The sequence below is a fragment of the Flavobacterium fluviale genome (assembly GCF_003312915.1).
Classification (GTDB): domain Bacteria; phylum Bacteroidota; class Bacteroidia; order Flavobacteriales; family Flavobacteriaceae; genus Flavobacterium; species Flavobacterium fluviale.
Genome location: NZ_CP030261.1, coordinates 4,357,068 through 4,383,318, shown reverse-complemented (window position 1 = coordinate 4,383,318; position 26,251 = coordinate 4,357,068). Strand labels below are relative to the sequence as shown.

Here is a 26,251-nt window from a genome sequence, read left to right as displayed (position 1 = left end):
GTTTATTTTTTAAGAAGGAATAGAGTTTTTAGAAGGGGCTTTTTTAGATAATTGTGCAAAGATTTCATCTAGAGAAACTTTTTCGAATTGAATTTCACGTAATTTCCAATTGTTATGTACGCTTAACGAAATGATTTTCTCTGCAACTTCCTGCGTTCCTTCAAATGTTATCTGCACTTTTTTCGGAGAAAGATAAACGGCATTTGTTACTTCTGGAATAGCTATAAGAGATTCAACTTGCGGCGGATTTTCAAAACTTGCTGTCAGTTTATCTGCTTCGATATAATTATTGAAAGCATCAAGTGTATCGGCAAAAACCATGTGTCCGTTTTCAATCATTCTGATATCCTGGCAGGTCGCCTGAACTTCTGATAAAATATGAGAAGAGAAAATAACGGCTTTATCTTTTGATATTTTTTTGATTAATTTTCTAACTTCTAAAATCTGGTTAGGATCAAGTCCGTTTGTAGGTTCATCTAAAACTACTAATTTAGGTTCGTGAATAATAGCTTGAGCAATACCTACACGCTGTCTGTATCCTCCAGATAAGTTTCGAATTAATCGATGGCTGAAATGCGAAATACCGCATTGTTCTTTTGCTTTCTCTAAAGCATTTTTTAAATCTTCTTTTTTTACATGACGAAGTTCTGCACAGTGAATTAAATATTCATCTACCGTTAAATCTAAGTGCAAAGGCGGAGTCTGCGGTAAAAAACCAATTAGTTTTTTTGCTTCAACAGGATTTTCTTTTAGATTAATTCCGTCAATAGAAATATTACCGCTGGTTTGGTTTAATACGCCGCAAAGAATATTCATTGTAGTCGATTTTCCTGCACCATTAGATCCTAAAAGGCCTAAAATTCTGTTTTCTTTAATTTCAAAACTAATATTTTGTATTGCCCAATCCTTACTGTATTGATGCGACAAATCCTCAACTCTTACAATTGTTGTTTCCATAGTGTTTTTTAAAATCGCAAGAATGTATTTTTACTGAAAACACATTCTTGCGTTGCTTTTAATTTTTAGTATCCTAAATTTTGGGTTAAAAAGGGATTAGAACGAATAGCAGGTTCTGGTATTGGATATAAATTATCTGAAGTTTTCCAGATTTTATCAGATAAAACAGAGAGTGTCTCATCTAGTTTTCCCGTTCTTTTAAGGTCCAGCCATCGATGTCCGTTTTCTGCAAAGAACTCGCGTTGTCTTTCAAGAGCAATTAAGTCTAACAATTGATTTACATCTGTTAAATTAGTACCATCTAGTAAAGCTCTGTTTCTTATCACATTAATATCTTGCTGTGCACCTATAATATCATTTGATCTTACTCTTGCTTCTGCTCTAATTAAATAAAGTTCTGCTAATCTTAATACAGTAGAGCGTTCTATAGGAGAATTACCAAATCCGTTGTGATATTTATAAGGTGCAATACCTAAAAATACTCCGGCTCTATTTCTAATATCAATTGTCCAATTTGTTTTTCTGGCATCGCCAGTTTCAAAGAGTGAATTTCCTTTTCTTAGCAAAAATGTGCCACCAGTTGTAAATACAGAAGATCCTTCGTATGTATAATTAACATTATAGTAAGGTATTTGCAATATAGATTCATCATTGTCTGCAATAAACGGACTATTGACACTTCCTAAATCAGTGATTTTGTAAATTCCTGTTTGGTTTATTACCGTAGTGGCATGGGCAGCAGCTTCTGTCCATCTTCCCAAATAGAGATTTACCCTTGCTGATAAAGTTTCTGCAGCCCATTTTGTAGCTCTGATTCTTTCCTGATCATAATTGCTATAATCTGTTGGAAGATCTTTAGATGCATCTGTTAAGTCCAGTAAAATTTGTGCGTAAACATCCTGTTGCGAAGATTGCGGTGACAATGCAGAGACATCTACATTTGTTGTAAGGATCAAAGGCACATTGCCCCAAAGATTAGTCAGGTAAAAATAACAATAGGCTCTTAAAAATTTCGCTTCGGCAATCCATTGTCTGCTTTTAACAGCATTAAGAGAAGTGCTTTTAGTGATTCCTTCTATTACGTTATTGGCGTTATAGATAGTTTTATACAATTCGCCCCAATTAGTATTTATAGTACCGTCTGTTTCTGGAATTTCATTCGAACTGTAAACATTAGCAATACCTGTTGTTGGCACCAATTCATCGGCAGTTTGTCCAAGAATAGAGTGGACTCTGTTGTAATAAAAATCTGTAACCATACTTTGGTAGATTCCGTTTACCGCAGCTTCAGCAGTTGTTTCTGAAGAATAAACACTTTCTGATGACAACTGATTACTTGGAAGGTCAACATCTAGAGCGTCGTCACAACTCGTAATTCCTAACAAAAGGAAAAACGAAAATATATAGGTATATTTATTTGAAATATTTTTCATGATTTTAAGATTTAAAATGTAAACTGAGTTCCAAAAGTTATAGTACGTAATGGCGGCAGTGCCAGTCCCTGCGTTTCAGGATCAAGACCTTTATACTTAGTAAATGTTACTAAGTTTTGTCCTTGAATCGAAAGTCGGACACTCTGTAAATATTTCTTTGTTGCCTCATCTAATGGAATTTGATATGAAGCACTTACATTTTTAAGTTTAATATAAGATGCATCTACAATAGAAGCAGTTGACCCTATATAATTGAAAAAACTATTTTGAAATCCTGAACTTAAAATATTTCCCTGCGCTAAATAATCATTATACTCATCCACTTGAAAATTTGCAGTGCTGTAAGGATAACCAGGCTGTGCTCCAGTGTCTGACATTAAAGTTCTACCGTCTTGTTTTACAAATTGAAATAAGAAATCAAGAGTAAAAGCTTTATAACTAATTGTATTAGAAATACCGCCATAATATTGAGGATAAGTAGGTCCAAAATATTTTCTGTCTCCTCTGCCAGTTTCAGCAAATCCGCTGGAAATTCTTCCGTCTCCGTTTGCATCTTCAAATTGAGCAATACCGCTGGCATTTACACCGGTAAAGTTGTATAAATATCTACCGCCTAAAGGCTTTCCAACCACATATTGAGAGTAATAGCTGGTAAACTCTATTCCAGGAAATGATATTAATTGGTTCGAATTAGTTGAAATATTAAAAGAAGTCGACCAATTTAAATTCTTAGTATGAATATTTGTTGTGCCAAGAGTAAATTCCCAGCCTTTATTTTCTACTTCCGCCGGTAAGTTTGCTGTATAAGTTGTAAAACCAGCCTGTGCACTAAGCGTATAACTTACTAATTGATTGCTTGAAGTGTTTTTATAATAAGCTGCAGTAAAAGAAATACGATCGTTTAGGAAACTCAAATCAAGAGCCGCTTCAAATTTCTTTGTTAATCCCCATTTAATGTTAGGGTTTGCAATTCTAGCAGCAGACATAGAAGCATTTCCGCTTCCATATGTACGAGTGTCAAAAGTTTCAGCATATTGATAATCTCCAATTTCATCACTTCCAATTTCTCCATAGCTAGAACGCAGTTTTCCAAAGCTTAACCATGCAAGATTATTTAAGAATTTCTCCTGAGTAAAAACCCAGGCAGCACCTACAGATCCAAAATTTCCAAAACGATTATTCGCTCCAAAACGAGATGAACCATCTCTTCTAAAGTTGACGTTTAGAATGTATCTGTTTTGAATATTATAATTAAGTCTGCTGAAAAGAGAAATGTACTTATATTCGACAGTTCCATTATTGGCAGTTATGTTTTCTGCTGTTCCTAAGTTGCCAATTAAATTATCTGAACTATACCCGCTTGAATTAACATACGAAGGCATCTCTGATTTTCTATTCTGCCATGAACCTCCAACAAGTGCGGTTAAGTTTCCTTTCCATAATTCTGTTGTGTAATTTAACTGAGGTTCAACAGTAAAATTATTGGTATTATTGGTTGAAACCGTATAAGAGCGCTGAAAGTTCACATTAGTACCGTTTGCTTCAGCATAAACATGGTTAACTGCCGATCCAGGCATATATTGTTTGGTCTGCATCTGCGCTCTTCCGTATCCTAAATCTGTTTTAAAAGATAGCCCTTTTGCAATTTCGTATTGAAGATTAAAGCTGGTAATCAAATTCAGTCCTTTATCGTCTACTCTCTTATCTAAAGCGGCAAGCGGATTAATGTCACTAAAGTAATCCGGTGACCAGTAATAACTTCCGTCTGCATTATATAACGGACGGTTAGGGGCGGTACCCAGCGCATAAGTTGTGATGTCAAAAAATGGTAATTTATTATTATCCGCAGCAAAAATTACAGAAGCACCAATTTTTAATTTTCTGTCTAATGTGCTGTGATTAATATTGAAGTTAGTAGAGAATTTATCATAACTGAAATCTCCAGGAACAACAGTAGTCTCTTTATGGTAAGCACCGCTCAAAAGAAAATTCGTCGTTTCGTTCCCGCCTTTTAAGGACGCTGAATAGTTGTTGAAATTAGCAGTTCCTCCAATTAATTTTTTCTGCCAATTAGTAGAAGCATTAGGATCCCAATCTGTAATAGCAATACCGTTACTATCTACATCTGCAGTATTTCCACTATTATTCAAAGCAGTTTGCAGCATGTTGAGGTAAGCGGGTGTATCTAGCATTTTTGCCATATGTGCTACTTCCGAAACTCCTGAGTTGGTAGTTATAGTAAACTCTGTTTTTCCAGATTTACCTTTTTTAGTAGTAATAAGTACAACACCGTTTGCACCTCTTGAACCGTAAATAGCGGTTGCATCTGCATCTTTTAAAATTTCGATGCTTTCGATATCATTTGGATTAATAATGTTTAGCGGACTCGTCGATTTTTGAGCACCTCTAATTACATTTTGATCTTGTACTTGCTGTTTAATGTCGTCTCCAATATACGGAACTCCATCTACGATATATAGAGGAATATTACTGCCTTCAATAAAGTTTCGACCGCGAATACTAATATTCATATCGCTGCCTGCATATCCAGAAGTCTGTGTTACAAAAACTCCTGGAGTTCTTCCTTGCAGCGTTTGTAAAATATTGGTTACTGGTTGTTTTTCAATATCTTCAGATGTAATCTTAACTACAGATCCAGTCGAAGTTCTTTTTGTCGTTGTGCCATAACCAATCACAACTATCTCATCTAATTTAGCCAGATCGGGCTGCATTTTGATAGTAATAGAAGTTTGATTCTGTACAGTGACTTCTTGTGTTTTATAGCCAAGGTAAGATACTTTCAACACGTGTTTCCCTGCTGGTAATTCGATGTAAAATTGACCATCAAAATCTGAAACCCCTTGTTTATTACCTCCAACAAGTGCAATAGATACGCCAGGAAGCGGTTGTCCATTTTCATCTAAAACTTTTCCGCTTAGCATATAATTTGCTTCACTCTCATTTTCTGTTTTTGATACCGCGGTTTTTGGAGTTTCTTTTTTATAAATGACAACGTTTTTGTCAACTTGTTTGTAAACTAAATTACTGCCTTGAAATACGGTATTCAAAATATCGCTAACACTTCGGCGTCCTCGTGGTGTAGTTACTTTTGGAAAATCTTTTATGATTTGCGGCTGATAAGCAAACAGTAATCCTGTTTTATTTTCTATTGTTTTAAATAAAGTCTTAATGTCTTGATTATGAAGCTCAATATCAACAGATATCGATTCTAAATTCTGACCGCTCATTTCGGTAGCAAAGATCATATGAGTACCGCAGGTCAGTAAGAAAATGTGGAATAAACTGATTCGCATGATCATAATGGTTTTTTTTGACAAGTGAAAAAAAGATGATTTCTTTTCCCTGTCAAACATGGTTGTTTTACAGCGTAATTTCATAAATTTGCTTGTTTTTTAATGGTTACTGGATTAATTGTTAAAAATCTTGGCCATCTGGTGTAGGAGCTAGATGGCTTTTTTAGTTTGGTTTTTGGTTGTTTTTCTTCGTTTTTTAAGGTTAATATTTATTTTCTAAGCTTTCTAAGTAGGAGGTTAGTCAGCCTTTTCGGTATTCTTTATTCTTTACTCTTTACTCTTTACTCTTTTTTACTCGCATCCCTTGCCATCTAAAATAACAGCGCCAGCCTTGTCATAATGGTAGTCCGTTTCTAAAACACTCGAGATTACTTTTAAAACATGATCTAAATCTTCTTCATTTAAGAAACTCGCCGTTATTCTGCAGTTTTTAATTTTTTCATTCTGTATTAAAATCTGAACTTTATATTTATGAGAAATTAAAGCGGCAGCTTCGGTCATATTGATATCATCCAGAATCAAGTAATTACTTTTCCACTCCGTTACTATCGCAGCATTGATAGTATTCTGCTCAAAACTCAAAGTAGTTTTATTTACCTTAATCTGCTGGTTTGGAGTAATCACGGCATAGACTTTTTGCGTGTCTCCAACCTGAACCTTACCACGTGCAACTGTAACTTCTATATTACTTGAAGAATTTTTGGCATTGATATTAAAAGCTGTACCTAAAACTCTAGTTTGGATTTTACCAGTATGTACGATAAAAGGCTTTTTTTCGTTGTGTTTAATGTCAAAAAAAGCTTCTCCAGTAAGTGTTACTTCACGAGTTTTGCTGTTAAAAGAATTTTGATCGTATTTTAAACTACTGTTGTCATTTAAAAGAACCGTACTGCCATCCGGAAGATGTACCAACTGTTTACCGCTAAAATCAATTAAAGTGTTTTCTGCTATAACTTCTGGCTGAACAGCAGGCGATGACACTAAATTATTCTCTTTAAAAAACAATGAATTTCCAATAGCTATTAAAGCAATAATGCTGGCGGCTGCAAATACCAATTTCACAACAGTTTTTCTGCTTCTTTTCTGTGGATGTAAATTCAAAACTTTAGGTTCGTTTTGAGGTTTAGATAAAATGTAATTCAGGATATCATCTCCCTGTTTTTTATCCATTACTTCAGTAACGTAATCGTTTTTCAGCATATCATGAAGTTTTTCTTTTAGAAAATCATCATGGGTTCCCTGCTGAATAATTTCCATCATTTGCTGTTGTTCAGCATCAGATAGATTGTTTTGCAGATAGCCTTCAAATAACTCTTCGAATTTTTTTTGCTGCATTAGTTTGTAAATTAAATTAGTACTTGTTGTTATTGATAGATTGGGTTATCCTTTTTTTTTTTTTTTTTTTTTTTTTTTTTTTTTTTCAGCCCTTCTGATTTTAGGGATAAGAGATGTTAAATTGTGTCTCTTTATTATAAAGACCATTTAAAAAAGGGGAGGGAGTAGTGGAATATTAAAAAAATATAAAAAAAATGTAAAATAATAGCGAAAAGGTCTTTTTTGAAAGAAAAAACTTTAATCTAAAATTTCAGAAATAAAAAGATTGTCATGAACATATTCATATAAGGCGAAATCTTCAAGCGTATATATTTTAAAGCCTGCGCCATATGTTTTTTGACAGTTTCTGTAGAAATTCCTAAATCCTCACCAATTTTTTGGTGGCTCATTCCATCCCATTTAGCCATTTTATAGACTTTCTGCTGTTGCGGAGGAAGCTGTTCTACAATCTGATTTAGAATAGTATTGTACTGCTCATCTTTAATTGAAGTATCAGTATCTATAAATCCAGCATCTTTAGAATTAACTTCTAATGCCAAATTAGATTCTCTTGCAATTTTTTTAATTGAATTGAATAAGTGATTGCGCGAGATGATATATATGTAATTCTCAAAATGCTCTACTTCAGCCAGACTTTTGCGATTCTGCCAGATTTTCAAGAATATATCCTGAACAGTTTCTTCTGATAAAGTTTTTGATTTTGTAATTCTTAAAGCAATAGAGTAGACGATATCTTTATATTGATTGTAAATTTTTGTAAAAGCAAGCTCACTTCCTTGAGATAACTCAAGAAGAAGTTTTTTTTCGGCAATATTTGAATTTTGAGCCATGTTTTTACTTTATAATCAATGCAGCAATATTATTTATTTTTTTTCAAACTGAGAATATTTATCTATTATACCCTCTTAAAAATGTTAATTTATTATTTAATGAATAAAATATTAAATTATTGTAAAAATTAAGCGCACTCTTTTGCATAAGACACAACACTGTTTAAAGAGCTGTTTAAAATATTGTAGGTTAAGTCTTGTTTTTATTGCGGATTGAATAAAATGGAAGAAAAAAAGTATTTTTATATTGAAGGATATTTATAAAAAGTATAGATTTGATTTTTTTTCAAGCCCTTCTTTTTTTTAAGAAAATTATTTTAATTTTTTAATTTGATTTAATAATGAAAAAGAACTTATTTATTTTACTTAGTTTATACTGCACTGCAACTTTTTCGCAGTCAGTTAAAAAACCTTTAGTTTCTGCAATTACGGTAAAAGATCTTAAAACAGATATGTACCAAATGGCAGGAGATCATTTTAATGGTCGCGAAGCCGGTACTTTAGACGAATTAAAAGTCTCAGTTTGGCTGGCAGAAAAAGCAAAGCAAGCTGGAATGTCTCCGGCAGGAGATGATGGTACTTTTTTCCAGTTTTTCGATTTGTACAGACATCAGGTAACAAGCTACACCAAATTTAAAATTGGACAAAAAGATTTCAAATTATGGAGCGAAGTTTTGATAGCCGAAACAACAACCAATAAAGTGGAAGCGCCGTTACTTTATTTAGGAAAAATTTCAACAGAAGAAATTAAAAAAATAGATGTAAAAGGGAAAGCTGTTGTTTTATTAGCTTCGAAAGATGGTATTTCAGAAGATATTTCACTTTTTGATCGTAGATACCCAGGATTTGTTAAACAAAAATATTATGAAGATTTAGCTTCTAGAGGTGCTGCTGCTCTAATTATTGTTGCAGATGAGTTTGGTGAAAAAAGCTGGTCTCAAGTAGAGCCTCAAATGAAGCGTGGCGTATACGGAATAGAAAGTTATCGCGATAAAATGCCTGTGCCTGCCAGAATGCCTGCTTTTTGGCTTCATAACGATCAGATTGACTTTCTAAAAAATACAAAAGATAATTTATCAGCCGAGGTAATTTCTGAAACCTATAAATATCCTTCAGTAAACGTTGTTGGAAAAGTAGAAGGGACTGATGCGAAATTAAAAAATGAGTACATTCTTTTTAGCGGACATCAAGATCATGACGGTGTGCGTCAAAAATATGGTCAAGATTCGATTTACAATGGAGCAGATGATAATGCAAGTACCTGTGTTGCCATGCTTGCCATTGCAAGGGCATTCAAAAAACAGCCAGCTAAAAGATCTGCCTTATTTGTATTTCATGGAGCAGAAGAACGTGGATTATTAGGTTCGTACTGGTATGCTTCACATCCTACTGTGTTTCAAAAAGATATAATTGCAGTTTTGAACGGAGATATGATAGGAAGAAACGATATCAATCAGGCAGCATTATTAGGTTCTAGTGATCCTCATCAAAATTCTTCAGACCTAGTCAGTATTGCTAAAAAAGCAAATGACGAAGGTCCGAAATTCGAGCTTGATAAACTTTGGGATAGGCCAGAGCATCCTGAATTCTTTTATTTTAGATCGGATCATCTTCCTTATGCTCAAAAAGGAATACCAGCCGTTTTTTTTACCAGCGTACTCCATAGTCAATATCATACACCAATGGACGAATCCGAAAATATAGATTTTACAAAACTCTATAAAATGACAGATTGGATTTACCGCACTGGCTGGATATTATCTAATAATACGGAGCGACCTAAGCTTATTGATAAGAAAATCTAAAAGCTTCTTTTAAAGTTCAGATCTTTTTAAAGAGACGGATGACAAACCTGCCATGTTTGTTTTTTTATAGATACATTATATATAAGTAGAAAAATATAGTACAATATATAAGAGTAGATTTCATAATACCAACCCGACAGGTTTCAGAAACCTGTCGGGTTTAATTTTTATACATATATATAAGAGAAGAAAACATCTGTCAGGCTGAGCGGAGTCGAAGCCCCTGTACAGTAAATTTGGAATTAAGAATTGGTATTTTGGTATAAATAAGAAGCTTTTACACTGCTGTCGCGGCAGAAGCAGTAGTTTTCAATAGTACATTTGAATAAAAAGCATTAAAAAGGGTGCCGAAAACTAAAAAATCTGCAAAATTGAAAGAAGAAAGCTGGTCTAAACTGAGGGAACAGCAGCTGAAAGAAGAAAAACCTCACATTGCCAAAAAAAACTTTCATGCGTAAAGAATCAGTTATCAGTCTGTTAAGAAAAAAGCGTTTAAAAACATGGAAAAAATATAAAAGAAAGTCTTGTAAATGTAAATAAAGGTGGTACTTTTGCACCCGCAGAAGCGATAAACGTTCCCTGAAAGACTGGCAAGAAAAGTAATTAAATGCGAAAAGAAATTTTCAAAAAAGATTAGAAAAAGCTTGTGAGAATGGAAAACGGATATTACATTTGCACCCCGCAAAACACGGAATGTTCCTTGAGATACTGAGAGAGAAAATGAAGAAAAAGAGACGAAAAAAAAGTTTCAAATTTTATTAATTTTTTCTTGCAGGAAACAAAAATAATTTTTAGTTTTGCACCCGCTTTGAGAAACAAGCGAAAAGAGAAAAGAAGACACGTTCGTAGACATATTGAATTGACAGCCGTTTTAACAGAGATGTTAGGACAAAAGAATAAGAGTAATAGAATTGCAAGATTCGAAAAGAACCGATAGATATTCACCGATATATAATATTACAATATACGATGAAGAGTTTGATCCTGGCTCAGGATGAACGCTAGCGGCAGGCTTAACACATGCAAGTCGAGGGGTATATTTCTTCGGAGATAGAGACCGGCGCACGGGTGCGTAACGCGTATGCAATCTGCCTTTCACAGAGGGATAGCCCAGAGAAATTTGGATTAATACCTCATAGTATAATCAAACCGCATGGTTTAATTATTAAAGTCACAACGGTGAAAGATGAGCATGCGTCCCATTAGCTTGTTGGTAAGGTAACGGCTTACCAAGGCAACGATGGGTAGGGGTCCTGAGAGGGAGATCCCCCACACTGGTACTGAGACACGGACCAGACTCCTACGGGAGGCAGCAGTGAGGAATATTGGACAATGGGCGCAAGCCTGATCCAGCCATGCCGCGTGCAGGATGACGGTCCTATGGATTGTAAACTGCTTTTGTACGAGAAGAAACACTCCTATGTATAGGAGCTTGACGGTATCGTAAGAATAAGGATCGGCTAACTCCGTGCCAGCAGCCGCGGTAATACGGAGGATCCAAGCGTTATCCGGAATCATTGGGTTTAAAGGGTCCGTAGGCGGTTTAGTAAGTCAGTGGTGAAAGCCCATCGCTCAACGGTGGAACGGCCATTGATACTGCTGAACTTGAATTATTAGGAAGTAACTAGAATATGTAGTGTAGCGGTGAAATGCTTAGAGATTACATGGAATACCAATTGCGAAGGCAGGTTACTACTAATGGATTGACGCTGATGGACGAAAGCGTGGGTAGCGAACAGGATTAGATACCCTGGTAGTCCACGCCGTAAACGATGGATACTAGCTGTTGGGAGCAATTTCAGTGGCTAAGCGAAAGTGATAAGTATCCCACCTGGGGAGTACGTTCGCAAGAATGAAACTCAAAGGAATTGACGGGGGCCCGCACAAGCGGTGGAGCATGTGGTTTAATTCGATGATACGCGAGGAACCTTACCAAGGCTTAAATGTAGATTGACCGTTTTGGAAACAGAACTTTCGCAAGACAATTTACAAGGTGCTGCATGGTTGTCGTCAGCTCGTGCCGTGAGGTGTCAGGTTAAGTCCTATAACGAGCGCAACCCCTGTTGTTAGTTGCCAGCGAGTCAAGTCGGGAACTCTAACAAGACTGCCAGTGCAAACTGTGAGGAAGGTGGGGATGACGTCAAATCATCACGGCCCTTACGCCTTGGGCTACACACGTGCTACAATGGCCGGTACAGAGAGCAGCCACTGGGTGACCAGGAGCGAATCTACAAAGCCGGTCACAGTTCGGATCGGAGTCTGCAACTCGACTCCGTGAAGCTGGAATCGCTAGTAATCGGATATCAGCCATGATCCGGTGAATACGTTCCCGGGCCTTGTACACACCGCCCGTCAAGCCATGGAAGCTGGGGGTGCCTGAAGTCGGTGACCGCAAGGAGCTGCCTAGGGTAAAACTGGTAACTAGGGCTAAGTCGTAACAAGGTAGCCGTACCGGAAGGTGCGGCTGGAACACCTCCTTTCTAGAGCCTGAGTGTTAGTGCCTGCACACGCTTAGGAAAAAAGGTTTTTATTTAAAGGAATCTGAATTGGAGATTGTATTACTCTTGCTGTTAATTTAAAAGAAATGAAAATTAAGTAAAACAGAGTCTCGTAGCTCAGCTGGTTAGAGTACTACACTGATAATGTAGGGGTCGGCAGTTCGAGTCTGCCCGGGACTACTTTTTAAAATGATGCTTGTAAATTATGAATTGTAAATTACAAAAGCAGAAAAAAAAGACTGTAAGCTTGATTAAAGGAAATTCTGGAAGCTGGGATTCACCAAAGGAAATTAGAGAAGAATTAAGAAATCTAAAATCTGAATTCTAAAATCTAAGATTTAAAATGGGGGATTAGCTCAGCTGGCTAGAGCGCCTGCCTTGCACGCAGGAGGTCAACGGTTCGACTCCGTTATTCTCCACAAAAGCGAAAGCTTACAGCTTACAGCCTATGGCTTAAAGCGAAACAAAGTTCATTGACATATTGAGATAAGAAAATAATAAGAAAGTAGAAAGCGTTTTTTGTTAGCAATAACAAAGAACAAAAAAAACGGTCTTGTTTTAAGAAACAAGATTGGTACAATAAGCAAAATAAGGGCGTATGGGGGATGCCTAGGCTCTCAGAGGCGATGAAAGGCGTGATAAGCTGCGAAAAGCTGCGGGGACGGGCACACACCGATTGATCCGCAGATACCTGAATGGGGCAACCCGTTATGCTGAAGGCATAACACACCGATAGGTGGGCAAACCCGCTGAACTGAAACATCTAAGTAGGCGGAGGAGAAGAAAACAAAAGTGATTCCGTAAGTAGTGGCGAGCGAACGCGGATTAGCCCAAACCAGTGCTGTTACGGCAGTGCTGGGGTTGTAGGACCACGACATTTTATGTACAAGGAACCGGAAGTTGCTGGAAAGTAACGCCATAGAGGGTGAGAGCCCCGTATGGGTAACAAGTATAATAGATAGTGGTATCCTGAGTAGGGCGGGGCACGTGAAACCCTGTCTGAATTTGGCGGGACCATCCGCTAAGGCTAAATACTCCTGAGAGACCGATAGTGAACCAGTACCGTGAGGGAAAGGTGAAAAGAACCGTGAATAACGGAGTGAAATAGATCCTGAAACCATACGCTTACAAGCGGTCGGAGCCCTTTCGTGGGGTGACGGCGTGCCTTTTGCATAATGAGCCTACGAGTTAACGTTGCTGGCAAGGATAAGTGTTTAAGACATGGATCCGCAGCGAAAGCGAGTCTGAATAGGGCGCTTTAGTCAGTAGTGTTAGACGCGAAACCGTGTGATCTACCCATGGGCAGGTTGAAGCTGTGGTAACACACAGTGGAGGACCGAACCGGTTGACGTTGAAAAGTCTTCGGATGACCTGTGGGTAGGGGTGAAAGGCCAATCAAACTCGGAAATAGCTCGTACTCCCCGAAATGCATTTAGGTGCAGCGTTAGTTATAAAGTTATACAGAGGTAGAGCTACTGATTGGATGCGGGGGCTTCACCGCCTACCAATTCCTGACAAACTCCGAATGCTGTATAATGTTCACTAACAGTGAGGGCTTGGGTGCTAAGGTCCAAGTCCGAGAGGGAAAGAACCCAGACCATCAGCTAAGGTCCCCAAATATATGCTAAGTTGAAAGAACGAGGTTTGTCTGCCCAGACAGCTAGGATGTTGGCTTGGAAGCAGCCATTCATTTAAAGAGTGCGTAACAGCTCACTAGTCGAGCGGACGAGCATGGATAATAATCGGGCATAAGCATATTACCGAAGCTATGGATTTACAGTTTACTGTAAGTGGTAGGGGAGCATTCTGACAGGGCAGAAGGTGTATCGTAAGGTATGCTGGACCGGTCAGAAAAGAAAATGTAGGCATAAGTAACGATAATGCGGGCGAGAAACCCGCACACCGAAAAACTAAGGTTTCCACAGCTATGCTAATCAGCTGTGGGTTAGTCTGGTCCTAAGGCGAACCCGAAAGGGACAGTCGATGGCTAACGGGTTAATATTCCCGTACTTCTTATTGCTGTGATGGGGTGACGGAGTGATGAAAGCGCCGCGAACTGACGGAATAGTTCGTTAAAGTACCTAGCTATAGGCTCTATAGGCAAATCCGTAGAGCTTGGTGAAATACGATAGTACTCGGAGTCTTCGGACAAAGAGATAGTGCGCCTAAGGGCTTCCAAGAAAAACCTCTAAACTTCAGGCAGTAAGAACCAGTACCGTAAACCGACACAGGTAGTTGAGGAGAGAATCCTAAGGTGCTCGAGAGATTCATGGCTAAGGAATTAGGCAAAATAGACCTGTAACTTCGGGAGAAAGGTCGCCCCGAGCAATCGGGGCCGCAGTGAAGAGGTCCAGGCGACTGTTTATCAAAAACACAGGGCTCTGCAAAATCGTAAGATGAAGTATAGGGCCTGACACCTGCCCGGTGCTGGAAGGTTAAGAGGAGATGTTATCTTCGGAGAAGCATTGAATTGAAGCCCCAGTAAACGGCGGCCGTAACTATAACGGTCCTAAGGTAGCGAAATTCCTTGTCGGGTAAGTTCCGACCTGCACGAATGGTGTAACGATCTGGACACTGTCTCAGCCATGAGCTCGGTGAAATTGTAGTAACGGTGAAGATGCCGTTTACCCGCAGTGGGACGAAAAGACCCTGTGCACCTTTACTATAGCTTAGTATTGACCTTGGATAAATGATGTGTAGGATAGGTTGGAGACTATGAAGCGGCGTCGCCAGGCGTTGTGGAGTCATTGTTGAAATACAACCCTTTGTTTATCTGAGGCCTAACCCCGTTTTGCGGGGGACATTGCTTGGTGGGTAGTTTGACTGGGGTGGTCGCCTCCAAAAGAGTAACGGAGGCTTCTAAAGGTTCCCTCAGTACGCTTGGTAACCGTGCGTAGAGTGCAATGGCATAAGGGAGCTTGACTGAGAGACATACAGGTCGATCAGGTACGAAAGTAGAGCATAGTGATCCGGTGGTTCCGCATGGAAGGGCCATCGCTCAAAGGATAAAAGGTACGCCGGGGATAACAGGCTGATCTCCCCCAAGAGCTCATATCGACGGGGGGGTTTGGCACCTCGATGTCGGCTCGTCACATCCTGGGGCTGGAGAAGGTCCCAAGGGTTGGGCTGTTCGCCCATTAAAGTGGCACGCGAGCTGGGTTCAGAACGTCGTGAGACAGTTCGGTCTCTATCTACTGCGGGCGTTAGAAATTTGAGTGGATCTGATTCTAGTACGAGAGGACCGAATTGGACAAACCTCTAGTGTATCTGTTGTCCCGCCAGGGGCACCGCAGAGTAGCTACGTTTGGAAGGGATAAGCGCTGAAAGCATATAAGCGCGAAACCCACCACAAGATGAGATTTCTTTTAAGGATCGTGGAAGATGACCACGTTGATAGGCTATAGATGTAAAGGCAGTAATGTCATAGTCGAGTAGTACTAATAATCCGTAAGCTTATGTACACCCTTTTCCTCCCGCCGCAAGACGGGAGGAGGAAACTTTCTAAAATATATTTACTTTTCTTTATCTCAGTATGTTAAAATATTTGCTCGACGCAGAGCAGTAACTAGTGAAAGTAACTGGTAAAGAGTCTAAGGACTATGCACTAAGCACTAATTACTAAAAACCTTAAGGTGGTTATTGCGGCGGGGCTCACCTCTTCCCATCCCGAACAGAGTAGTTAAGCCCGCCTGCGCAGATGGTACTGCAGTATTGTGGGAGAGTATGTCGTCGCCTTTCTTTGAAAACCCTATCCAACTTGGATAGGGTTTTTCGTTTATAGATATTTGTTAGAAGTAATAACGAAGAGTATTGTACTTCTCGTCAATCTAATTATTTTTTTGATTTAATCATATCCAACAGATTTTCCATATTATTGGGTACAGTGTATAATAATATATTTCTTGAAATTGTAGGCAAAGCTTCAGAAGCTACTGCTCCTAAATAATGATCAGCAAGATTAAAGCTGTATACCTGCCAGCTTTTTGAGTTTTTTGTGAGATTGAAATCTATAGTATGCTGTCCATCTAGACTTGGAATATATTTGAAATCTTCATCAATACCTTTTCCTAATGCTTTTACAAAAGCTTCTTTACGAGTCCATGATGTATAAAAAGCATGTTTTTTATCAATTGCATTCTGAATTTCTAAAACTTGATTATCATCAAAAACATCTGGAAGAAGACTGGTAAAATTGAAATCTTTAGACATGTATTCAATATCTAAGCCGACATTTTTTTTTGAAACTGCAATTGCAGCAAAATCTTCTGAATGTGAAATGTTGAAAAAAAGCCACGGATGCGAGGCTAAATATGGCTTTTTATTAAAGTGATAATCAAGATAAATGTTTTTCACATTCAATTTAGTGTGAGCTGCTAAAATAAATTTTAGTATAGATCTGTAAATAATAAAGCGGTTTCTATCTATCTCTTTAAAAAAACGCTGCGCTTTCTTAAGTTCTTTAGATGTTAAAAATTGCGACAGGTCAGATTTTAAATTAATAAAATCAGGTAAATAGATTGTGTAAATAATTATTTCATTACTATCTAAAGAGATGGTTTGAGTATGGATAAGCTTTAAATCCTCAATCGTTAAATATTCAATTACAGATTTAGATGTTTTCATGTTTCTCATCTAAAATGTCCTGAAGTAATCTCGCTAAAACTTTATCATTTGGAGGCGCTACAATATCTAAGTGATTACCTGAGATATTGTGAATTGTAACTCCTCCTAATGCGGCTTTTTTCCAACCAAGATGTGTTGGGTCTAATTTATAGTTATCGTCATCTTTTGATCGGAATAGATCTACTTTAAAACTTTGCGGCTTAAGGTGATAACGGTCAACAATTTTTTTAACCATTCCGTCGGCTTCTATAAATTGCTGTAGAGCTAGTTCCTCTTGTTCAGTCATTATTTTTTTCTTCCCAAAATGTCGTTGTAATAAGTAATCTTTTTTTCCATTAATTCGCATTTTAAAAGCTTTCCAACTTAATAACATTTCCTTTAAGAAGTCTAATCTTCTATGTGTAATATCGAAATATCTTACAAGCTGTTTTCGTCTGTAATTTCCATAATAATATGAGGAATCGACATAGGAGTCCAGAAGTGCTGTAAGGCTCACAGTTTTACCTTGTTGTTTTAATTGACGTGTCATTTCAAAAGCTACAATGCCTCCAAAAGAAAAACCTGCTAAAGCGTACGGACCTTTTGGATTTACTTTTGTAACAGCATCTATGTAGTGAGCTGCCATTGCTTCAATTGATTCATACCATCCGTCAAAACCTTTTGGTTTAGTCCCTTGAATACCATAAATAGGCTGATCCTCGTCAAAATGTTTGCTTAAATTGATAAAATTTAAAACATTAAGTCCTGCTCCGTGCACAATAAAAAGCGGTGCTTTATTTCCGTTAGGTTTTATTGGAACCAAGCAATCAGAATAGATTTCGGTTCCAGTATTTAATAATTTAGCAAATTTTTCGACCGTGGAATATTTAAATAAAGCAGATAAAGGTATTCTTTTACCAGTATGTTTCTCAATTTCAACCATTACTTTAACTCCTTTGATTGAATGTCCACCCATTTCGAAGAAATCACTAAAGATATCGATAGTATCTAAACCTAAACTTTCTTTCCATATTGATGCAACTATGTTTTCTTCTTCTGTTCGAGGTGCTGTGTAAGATATTTTTTTATTTGCTTTATATTGTAATAATTCTTTGCGATCTATTTTACCGTTAAGTGTTGTTGGAATTTTTTCTAAAACATTAAAATCATGAGGAATTAATTGCGCAGGCAGTCTAGATGCCAACGCTTCACGCCACATTGGTACTTGAATTTCGGCATTTTTTACACTTGTATCTGGTACAATATGAGCTACAAGAAAGTTTTCATTTGCTAGGACCACTGCGTATTTTATTCCATCAAGTACTAGTAAGGCTTGTTCGACCTCGCCGGGTTCAATGCGGTGACCTCTAATTTTAACTTGTTGATCTACTCGTCCTAAACATTCTATTTCACTGTCTGGGAGTAGTTTTCCTAAATCACCGGTACGATAAATTACATCTTCTTTAGTAGAAAATCTATTTTTAATGAATTTTTCAGCAGTAAGTTCTGGTCTGTTCCAATACTCTTTCGCGACACCATCACCACCAATTACAATTTCACCAATATTTCCAGGAGCTACTAGATTCCCTTGCTCATTGATTATGTAAATTTGGGTGTTTCCAATTGGTTTTCCGATAGTTATGAGTTTTTTATCGGATTTTATTTGTTTTAAAGACGACCATATAGTTGTTTCTGTTGGACCGTAGACATTCCAAAGCGTATCACATTTAGTAAGAAGTTCTTTTGCAAGATCTGCAGGCATTGCCTCACCGCCGCATAATGCTTTTATTGGTAATTTTTCAGACCATCCAGAATCTAAAAGCATCGACCAAGTTGTTGGAGTGGCTTGTAAAAAATTAATTTTTTCGCTTTTTACCAATTCCAGTAGAAGTCTTCCATCTCTAGCCGTTTCATGATCTGCCATTACTAATGCTGCACCCTTTATTAGAGGTAAATACAATTCTAAACCTGCTATATCGAAGGAAATAGTGGTTATTGAAAGAAGTCGGTCATTTTCACTAATACCTGGCTCTTGCCCCATACTGCAAAGAAAATTCACTAAATTTTTATGCGTAATAGGCACACCTTTCGGATTACCAGTCGATCCAGATGTATACAGTATATACGCCATGTTTTCAGGACTAACAGTATAGGAAAGTGGTAATGTAGAGTATTCATCTAATGACTCAATAATATCTTCTACAAAAAGCGTCTGCGGCCAAGAAGGTAAAGCGGCAAATAAAGTTTTACTGGTTATTAAGACTTTAGCGCCAGAATCATTTAGCATAAATTCTAAACGTTCTTTTGGATATTCGGGATCTAGTGGTAGATAAGCTGCACCACATTGCATTATGGCTAATAATGTGTAAAGCAGTTCAGGACTTCGCGAAAACGAAACTGCTATAAAATCGCCCGATTCAACACCTTGAGCTTTTAAGTATTGTGCCAGTTGATTTGTTTTTTTCTGTAATTCGAAGTAGGTTATCTTAAAATCATGGAATTCTAAAGCTATATTCTCAGGTGTAATTTCTGCCTGTTTTCTTAGTAATTCATTTAAGCTTACATCAGGATAGGGCATTTCGGTATCATTTAAAGCAATATAATCTGCTAAATAATTTCCGCCTACAAGATCTGATAATGGATTATTTGCATCGGATATGACTTTATTAATGATTTCTTCAAATGAAGTCATCATTTCTTTTATAGTTTCTGGCTTAAATAATTTAGTATTATACGACCACTGAAAAGAAGGACCATTCTTGGTTCTAAAGATATGAAGTTGAATTTCAAAAGTTCCATATTCTCTAGGATTGGCATTGAACTCATGAGAAAGCCCCTTGAATGCGAACTCGTTTTCTATCGTTCTAGCTAAATCAACAGTTAGTATCACAGGTACGAGAGGAATTCGTGAAGGATCTCTGGCAATAGCAAAACTTTTTAGTAAATGGCCAAAACTAACTTGTTGATGTTCATATGCATCAAACAGCTCAGAATTTCTTTGTTTTAAATAATCAATGAAACTGATTTCTGGGTTGATTTTACTGCGTAAAGGAAGCAGGTTGACACAATCCCCAACCAATTGTCTCATATCATAAAGTGTGTTTCCAGAAGAAGGAAATCCTACCACTAAATCATTTTGACCTGTAATTTTGCATAAAAATACTTCAAAAGCAGCAAGCAGTGTTGTAACTAAACTGCATCCAGCACTTATTCCTATATTTTTTAATTTATTTATAATCGCATCATCTAAAGGAAAATCAATACGGGCGCTGTTATAAGTTCTTAATGCAGGACGAGAATAATCAAGCGGCAATTCAATTGTGGGAACCGATTCTTTATAAATATTTATCCAGAAGTCTTCTAGAGGTTTATAATCACTACTTTCCATAAATGAATTTATTCTTTGTGCAAATTCACTGAAAAGTTCGGGAGTTGGAAGTTTTGGTTCTTTATTTTCTAAAAATGCAGAATAAAGTGTGCCAAGTTCTTCCAATATAATATCAATACTTAGTCCATCGCCAACAATATGATGGATTGTTAAAGTTGTTATGTACTCAAAATCGTCAATTTTGAGCAGATTAATTCGGAATAAAGGACCGTTAACCAGATCAAAAAGAGCATTTACCTGTTCATTTACCAAAGAATTTTTTGAAAACTCTTTTTCTGATTCTGATAGATTAGAAAAATCATTATGAGAAATTTCAAAATTAACATTTTTATAAATACACATAAATCGTCCGTCGGGACTAAATACAGATCTCAATCCTTCGTGACGCTGTACTAAGGTGTTTACTGCCTGCACAAATGTATTTATAACAAAATTACCTTTAAATTCAATAGATACAGATAGGTTGTAAGCTCTGTTAGCATCACTGCCTCCAAAAATACAATCTGTCCATATTTCCTGTTGCGAATTTGTTGTATGAATTACGCGTTCAACTTCAGGTGAAAATGGATTAAATTGAATCTCAGTTTCCATTTCTGTTTGTGTTTGAGGTTGATTTTTCATTATTACTTTATTTTAAATGTAATTGCCCAGTTTTTAAATTGACAATTTAAAATATTACTTATCTCTTTTTTTGTCTGATCCTTAAAGCTTTATCTTTATATAATCTCCGTTTTGATTAGGATCTTTAATAAACCATGCAGGGTTTCCATTTTCATCCCTTCCGAGTCTGCTTCCTTCTACAGGCGGTTCATTTCCCAATATTGTATACTTTTTTTCAATAGTATTATTTTCAGATAGCTTTTGGTTGTTCAGTTTTGAAATGTCAAAGGACTTTTCTTTTTTATGAACACCATTTGTGCCGTTGGTCTCGACTCGATTTTTAGAGTTAAATTTAACAGCATCAAAATGTTCTATTTTCAGATTAGCAAAAGATCCATTCCCGTTTGTTGAAGAACTTTGATAATTTTGTAATTGATCTACTTTTTGACTCAAAAGCTGAATTTGCTGAACAATTTGTTCTAATGAAATTTGATTTTGATTGGAAGATAATTGTATAGCATTAGAAGAAATATTCGAGTTAGCAGATTGATGATTAACTATTTCGGGTTCCTTATTATTTATGTTGATAAAATGTTCTTCAGGCAGATTAAGTTCTATGTAATCAGCTAAAAGAGAAGGTGATGAAAAGCTTTCGTTAAGTTGTCTAAAAGTAATAGGCAGATCAAATTCTTTTTTTAGTTTTCCTGATAGTTGTGTAAGTGATAGTGAATCTAAACCAAGTTCTAAGAAAGTATAAGAAGCTGAGTCAGCGTCATACGTTATACCCGATGCATTTTGGATAATTTCTGAAATCTTAAAAAGTATGGAGTCTTTTTTTGAATCTTCGCTTTTTATATTCTTACTGTTAATTTCTATTGGAATTGCTGGACTTTCTACCGCCGCTGATGTTTGAATTGTTGCATCGATTGTATGTAAAGGTTCAATCCAGCAAAGCTTCCGATCAAACACATAACTTGGGAGTTCTATTTTTTGTCGTTGCTGTAGACCGTAAAAAGATTTCCAATCAGGATTTATTCCTCGCAACCATAAATCGCCTAAAGTTGTTAAGACTGTTGAGTATTCATTTTCTTGTTCATCTTTCGGGAAAGTCAAACTAGGAAATGCCCCAATGATTTTACCTGACGCTTGTTGACGAGCTAGAGTAGTAAGTGTTTGGCCTGGACCAACTTCCAGTAAAACAAAATCTTCTAATTCAAAAGCAGTATCCATTGCGTCTGCAAATCTCACTGTGTTTTTTAAATGATCTACCCAGTACATTGGATTTATTGCTTCTGTGTCTGTAAGCCAAGTTCCGGTTACAGTTGAAATAATTGGTAATCGAGGGATATTCAGCTTTATCTTTTCTACTTCTTTTTTGAAGGTATCTAAAACAGGATCCATCATAAAAGAGTGAAAAGCGTGACTTGTATTTAGTAATTTATTTGGAATATCTTGGCTGTCAAGCTGTTGATTGAAAACTTCAATTTGTTCTTTTGTACCTGAAACAACGCAGAACTGATTAGCATTAATTGCCGCGACTGAAAGCGTGTCAGGAAGCAGTTCTTTTAGTTTTTCGATCGATACTCGAACAATTAGCATAGATCCGCCAGGGAGTTCGCTGATCAATTTTCCTCTTACAGCAACAATATGTAAAGCATCTTTTAGACTTAAAATTCCAGCCAAATGTGCAGCTGCAAACTCACCAATACTATGGCCACAGAGAAATGTTGGTTTTATGCCCCAGCTCAGCCACAATTGAGACAATGCATATTCAGTTACAAATAGAGCTGGTTGGGTGAATCGTGTATCTTTTAAAAGTTCTTCGGCTTCAATAGAATTAGTTTTGGGATAAATTATATCTCGAATATCTAATTTTAAATCTTCCATTAATAACGTTGCACATTTATCTATGGACTCACGATATACTTTTTCGTTATCATAAAGAGTTTTGCCCATTTGTAAATATTGTGCTCCTTGTCCGGGGAAAAGAAACCCTATTTCGCTAGGTACACTTTTTAGTATTGAGGTTTTGGAACTTTTTGTTTTTAGACAAAGTAATTTTTCAGCAGCATCATTAGTAGAATTGGATATTAAAAAACTTCTATGATTAAATTCATCTCTTGTCATATTCAAAGAATATGCAATATCGGCCAATGGAATATCTTTTGACCTATCAATAAAATGCCCTAATGCATTTTCATAGCCAAGAAGACTATTTTGACTTTTTGCTGACCACATTAATATGTCAATTGGTCTACCGCTTGAAGTTTGTTTTGGTTTTGCTTCATATTCTTCAACAATGGCATGAACATTTGTGCTTCCTATACCAAAAGAACTTACTCCAGCTCTTCTTATGCCGTCAGCTTTCCAGTCAATTAATTTATTATTGATGTAAAAAGGACTGTTGTCAAAATCTATATTTGGGTTTGGTTTGGTAAAATTAACCATAGGCGGTATTTGCTTGTAACGCATGGCCAACAATATTTTAATTAATCCCGCAACACCTGCAGCAGCTGTTGTATGCCCCATGTTGCTTTTAATAGAACCTAAGGCGCAGTAATTATTTTTTTCTTGTCTGCCGTACGCTATTTTAAGTCCTTCTATTTCGATTGGATCGCCAATTGGTGTAGCTGTACCATGCGCTTCCATGTAGCTAATAGTTGAAGGTGATATTTGCGCATCATTAAAGGCATTAACTATTGCTCCAGCCTGGCCTTTTGCACTTGGTGCCATAAAGCTGCCTTTCTCGCCGCCATCATTATTTACGCCAACACCTTTAATTACACCATATATAATGTCGCCATCTTTTTCGGCTTCTTCTAATTTTTTAAGTAAAACGACTCCGGCCCCGTCGCTAAAAACAGTTCCTTTTCCAGATGCATCAAAAGATCTTGTAGAACCATCAGGGCTTTTTATGAATCCGTCATCATAAAGATGGCCGCTATTTATAGGAGCAGTTACGCTGGATCCTCCTGCGAGAGCGATATCGCACATTCCAGTTCTAATTGCTTTTACAGCTTCAGCAACTGCCAAAAGTGATGTAGAGCAAGCAGAATGAACGCTTACAGAAGGTCCTTTTAAATTTAAATGATAGGAAGTTCTCGGGGCAATAAAATCTTTTCCGTTTACTGTATAAATTTGTAAGTCGCCTATGGAACTCTTTAATTCTTTATTGGAAAAAATATTGTTTTCGTAATAAGAATTAATTTCACTTCCAGAATATACACCAATGCTTCCTTTATAATGTTTAGGAAGATGTCCAGCTTGTTCTAGAGCCTCAAAAGAAATTTCTAAAAATATTCTAATCTGCGGATCCATTGCGGCCGCAAGCTGTGGATTCAATCCGAAGAAATTAGCATCAAATGTTTTAGCAGAAGGCAATATTCCTCTTGCTCCAATGTAAAGCGGATCTTTACGAAGACTTTCAGGTAAGCTATTATCTAATTCTTCTTTTGTAAAAAGTGAAATTGTTTCTTTTCCATCTCTTAAATTCTCCCATAATTCATCTATAGTGTCAGAACCCGGAAATCTTCCAGCCATACCAATTATGGCTATATCTGAAGAATTTATTTTGTTCTCAGTCCTGTCTTTAAAACTAAACGGATTCTCTTCATTTGTATTCTGTTCAAAGGAAGCTGCAAGTTCTCGAATTGTAGGATGAATATAGATTTTTGAAACAGGTACATCTTTCGATAACTTTTGTCTCATCGATGTGGTTACTTTTTGAGCAAGGACAGAACTTCCGCCCATATCAAAGAAGTCATCATCGATACCAACACTTTCTATTTTTAATTCTTCACTCCATATTTTTGCAATATCCTTTTCTAATTGACTATTGGGTTTTTTAAAAAGAGGAGCTGAATCCGGTCTTGTAAATTCTGGTAAAGGAAGATTTTTTTTGTCGATTTTTCCATTAGGTGTTATAGGAAATTCTTCAACCCAAATATATTTCGAAGGAATTAATATTTCCGGAAGTACTTTAGAAAGAGTTTCTTGTATTACTTTTTCATCTGGCAATTTTTCACTAGATTTCAAGTAGGCTACAAGTTTATCTTCATTGCCAAAATGACCGCTCACAATTACAGCAGATTGTTTTATTCCTTGCAAAGTATTTAAGACAGCTTCTATTTCGCCCAATTCAATACGATGACCTCTAATTTTTACTTGATGATCGATTCGTCCTAAACATTGAAATTCGCCATTCGGCAATAATTTTCCTAAATCTCCCGTGCGGTACAAAATAGAATTTGGTTCATTAGAAAACACATCAGGGATAAATTTTTCAGCGTTAAGTTCGGGACGATTCCAGTAACCTTCTGCGACTCCATCCCCGCCAATAACTATTTCTCCAATTTCGCCACGAGACACATTTTGACCCTTTTCGTCTAGTAAATAAATTTGTGTATTTGCAATAGGATGTCCAATTGTAATTAACTCATCGTTTTTTTGAATTTTTTTTACGGCAGACCAAATAGTAGTTTCTGTAGGTCCATACATATTCCAGAGTGAATCGCATCTTTGAGTTAATTGTCTTGCAAGGTTTAATGGCAGGGCTTCGCCACCGCAAAGGGCTTTTAAAGCAAGCGGTTTTTCCCAGCCAGAATCAAGCAGCATCTGCCATGTGGTTGGGGTCGCCTGCATTATTGTAATTTCTTTTTTGTTTAAAAGATTAAGCAATAACTGACCGTCTCGAGTAGTTTCATAATCTGCAAAAACTACTGCAGCACCTCTTATGAGTGGAAGAAATAATTCTAATCCGGCAATATCAAAAGAGATTGTGGTGATCGATAATAATTTGTCTTCTGCTTTTATACCAGGCTCAATTGCCATACTAAAAAGGAAATTCACTAAATTTTTATGAGTAACAGTTACTCCTTTAGGCTTTCCGGTAGAACCAGAAGTATACATCATATAAGCTGCAGCTTTATTAGAAACAACAGCAGAAAGCGGCAAAGCAGGATATTGATTAATTGAAGTTAATACCTCTTCGATTATTATATTTTTTGAACATTTTGGCAATGAATCTGAAAGCGCTTTTGTGGTTAATAAAAAACTTGCTTCAGAATCTTTCAGCATAAATTCCAAACGCTCAGAAGGAAATTTAGGATCTAACGGAAGATATGCGGCTCCGCATTGTAAAATTGCTAAAAGAGAGGCAATTAAATTAGAACCTCGTTCCATTGAAACCGCAACAATTTGTCCAGATGATAAACCTTGAAACGAAAAGTAATTCGCAATTTGATTTACCATTTTATCTAATTCATTATAACTGATTTTTTGGTTTTCAAATTCAAGAGCTATCGAATTAGGAGATACTTTAGCCTGTTCTGTAAAAAGCTCGTGCAGCGGACTTGATGGATAATCCATTTTTGTCCATTTGATCTCGTTTTCTAGATGATTTTTGTTAGGTCTTTTCATTTTAAATTAGATTAAAATTAAAGTGAGCAAAATAATATGATAATATCAGCGTTGAACTAGAAAGAACAAAG

10 protein-coding genes, 2 tRNA genes and 3 rRNA genes are annotated in these 26,251 nt (G+C 36.7%); 7 read left to right on the top strand and 8 right to left on the bottom strand.

The annotated features are described in order from the left end of the window. Positions 1 to 9: 9 nt before the first annotated feature. From HYN86_RS18875 to HYN86_RS18855, 5 genes are all read right to left on the bottom strand, one after another. Positions 10 to 957 carry an ABC transporter ATP-binding protein gene (locus tag HYN86_RS18875; RefSeq protein WP_113679448.1) on the bottom strand — a complete coding sequence of 316 codons (948 nt, stop codon included), beginning with the start codon at positions 955 to 957 and terminating at the stop codon, positions 10 to 12. Positions 958 to 1,022: 65 nt separating this feature from the next. Beyond that, positions 1,023 to 2,390: a RagB/SusD family nutrient uptake outer membrane protein gene (locus tag HYN86_RS18870; protein ID WP_113679447.1), complete on the bottom strand. Its 1,368-nt coding sequence runs from the start codon at positions 2,388 to 2,390 to the stop codon at positions 1,023 to 1,025. Between the two features lie 11 nt (positions 2,391 to 2,401). Further along, positions 2,402 to 5,710 (bottom strand): TonB-dependent receptor, encoded by a 3,309-nt coding sequence (locus HYN86_RS18865; protein WP_162789408.1) that lies wholly within the window; start codon positions 5,708 to 5,710, stop codon positions 2,402 to 2,404. A 285-nt stretch (positions 5,711 to 5,995) separates the two neighbouring features. Then, on the bottom strand, positions 5,996 to 7,039 hold the full coding sequence (locus HYN86_RS18860; RefSeq protein ID WP_113679445.1) for a FecR family protein: 1,044 nt from the start codon (positions 7,037 to 7,039) through the stop codon (positions 5,996 to 5,998). Positions 7,040 to 7,281: 242 nt separating this feature from the next. Beyond that, positions 7,282 to 7,869: an RNA polymerase sigma factor gene (locus HYN86_RS18855; RefSeq protein WP_113679444.1), complete on the bottom strand. Its 588-nt coding sequence runs from the start codon at positions 7,867 to 7,869 to the stop codon at positions 7,282 to 7,284. Between the two features lie 341 nt (positions 7,870 to 8,210). On the opposite strand from HYN86_RS18855, the gene HYN86_RS18850 reads away from it, so the two are divergent. From HYN86_RS18850 to rrf, 7 genes are all read left to right on the top strand, one after another. Then, positions 8,211 to 9,674, top strand: a complete 1,464-nt coding sequence (locus tag HYN86_RS18850) for a M28 family peptidase (protein WP_113679443.1) — start codon at positions 8,211 to 8,213, stop codon at positions 9,672 to 9,674. 966 nt (positions 9,675 to 10,640) lie between these two features. Beyond that, positions 10,641 to 12,154: ribosomal RNA gene (locus HYN86_RS18845) — 16S ribosomal RNA — on the top strand. Positions 12,155 to 12,278: 124 nt separating this feature from the next. Beyond that, positions 12,279 to 12,352: transfer RNA gene (locus HYN86_RS18840), tRNA-Ile, on the top strand. 25 nt (positions 12,353 to 12,377) lie between these two features. Then, positions 12,378 to 12,500 carry a hypothetical protein gene (locus tag HYN86_RS21245; protein WP_262512120.1) on the top strand — a complete coding sequence of 41 codons (123 nt, stop codon included), beginning with the start codon at positions 12,378 to 12,380 and terminating at the stop codon, positions 12,498 to 12,500. Between the two features lie 17 nt (positions 12,501 to 12,517). Beyond that, positions 12,518 to 12,591 (top strand) — tRNA-Ala (locus HYN86_RS18835). A 158-nt stretch (positions 12,592 to 12,749) separates the two neighbouring features. After that, a 23S ribosomal RNA gene (locus HYN86_RS18830) occupies positions 12,750 to 15,633 on the top strand. 167 nt (positions 15,634 to 15,800) lie between these two features. After that, positions 15,801 to 15,910, top strand: a 5S ribosomal RNA gene (rrf, locus tag HYN86_RS18825). The 16S, 23S and 5S rRNA genes sit together here with 2 tRNA genes alongside, the layout of an rRNA operon. A 93-nt stretch (positions 15,911 to 16,003) precedes the next feature. Here the strand turns inward: rrf and HYN86_RS18820 are convergent. The 3 genes from HYN86_RS18820 to HYN86_RS18810 form a co-directional block, all read right to left on the bottom strand. Beyond that, positions 16,004 to 16,795, bottom strand: coding sequence for a 4'-phosphopantetheinyl transferase family protein (locus HYN86_RS18820; protein ID WP_162789407.1), 792 nt, complete (start codon positions 16,793 to 16,795; stop codon positions 16,004 to 16,006). Continuing rightward, entirely contained in the window at positions 16,782 to 20,783 is a 4,002-nt protein-coding gene (locus HYN86_RS18815) for a non-ribosomal peptide synthetase (protein ID WP_113679441.1), read from the bottom strand. Before HYN86_RS18815 ends, HYN86_RS18820 begins: the two co-directional genes overlap by 14 nt. A gap of 81 nt (positions 20,784 to 20,864) precedes the next feature. Continuing rightward, complete coding sequence (locus HYN86_RS18810) at positions 20,865 to 26,180, bottom strand: polyketide synthase (protein WP_113679440.1); 5,316 nt, start codon at positions 26,178 to 26,180, stop codon at positions 20,865 to 20,867. Positions 26,181 to 26,251: the final 71 nt, after the last annotated feature.